Source organism: Blautia sp. An46 (assembly GCF_002161645.1).
In the GTDB taxonomy this organism is placed as follows: domain Bacteria; phylum Bacillota; class Clostridia; order Lachnospirales; family Lachnospiraceae; genus Blautia; species Blautia ornithocaccae.
The window spans coordinates 1-1,027 of sequence record NZ_NFIF01000054.1 but is presented as its reverse complement, the minus strand read 5'-3'; the positions used below and the strand labels follow the sequence as shown (position 1 = coordinate 1,027).

General features: G+C 42.1%; 1 protein-coding gene. It reads left to right on the top strand.

Features of this window, described 5'->3' with window-relative positions:
* Nucleotides 1-224: 224 nt before the first annotated feature.
* Nucleotides 225-1,027, top strand: an 803-nt coding sequence (locus tag B5G00_RS18465; RefSeq protein ID WP_087275081.1) for an IS256 family transposase, incomplete at its 3' end; no start/stop codon positions are given.

Below are 1,027 nucleotides of genomic sequence, written 5' to 3'. Positions count from 1 at the left end.
ACCCATGATTATACAGGATTTTCTGTGCAAAAACTATAGGAAACCAAGTAGCTCCAGATAAATGGGCATGACAACAAAACCTCAGGCCTTGAGGCTTCAAAAAACTATTGGTAAATGAAGCATTTAGCATGGTAGTGTAAAAAACTTTGTGGCTTTGGTAAAAAATGGCTCCTTTTTGGTAAGAATTACAGATATGACAATTCTTATCGAAAAGGAGTTTATTTATGGCAGTAGCAAAAGACCAAATCCGACAGATTATTACAGAAAACAACATTACCAGTGTGGCTGATGTTTACACCCTTCTTAAAGACAGCTTCAAATATATCCTGCAGGAGCTTCTGGAAGCCGAGATGGATGCAATTCTGGGCTATGAAAAAAATTGTAAAGGTGATCTGAAGAGCGATAATAAAAGGAATGGACATTCTTCCAAAACACTCAAAAGCCAGTATGGGGAATTCCAGATCGATGTTCCCCGTGACCGCAATGGTGAGTTTGAACCAAAGTTGATTCCTAAATATCAGCGGGATATTTCCGGGATTGGGGAAAAAGTGATCTCTCTTTATGCCCGTGGAATGAGTACAAGGGATATTCATGATCAGCTTCAGGAACTTTATGGCATTGAACTTTCCGCTGAAATGGTCAGCAAAATCACGGACAAGATCCTGCCGGAAGTGAAGGAATGGCAGTCACGTCCATTAAACCCTGTATATCCGTTCGTTTTCATGGACTGCATCCATTATAAAGTCCGTGAAGATGGCAGAATCCTCAGCCGTGCTGCTTATATTGTACTGGGAGTTACCGTGGAAGGCTATAAGGAGATCCTCAGTATTACTGTGGGAGCGAATGAAACCAGTAAATTCTGGCTTGGAATGCTCAACGACCTGAAAAATCGTGGTGTGCAGGATGTGCTGTTTTTCTGCGTAGACGGCCTCCCCGGATTTAAAGATGCAATCCAGGCCGTTTTCCCACAGGCACAGATCCAGCGCTGTGTAATCCATATGCTGCGCAATTCTTTTAAATATGTGAA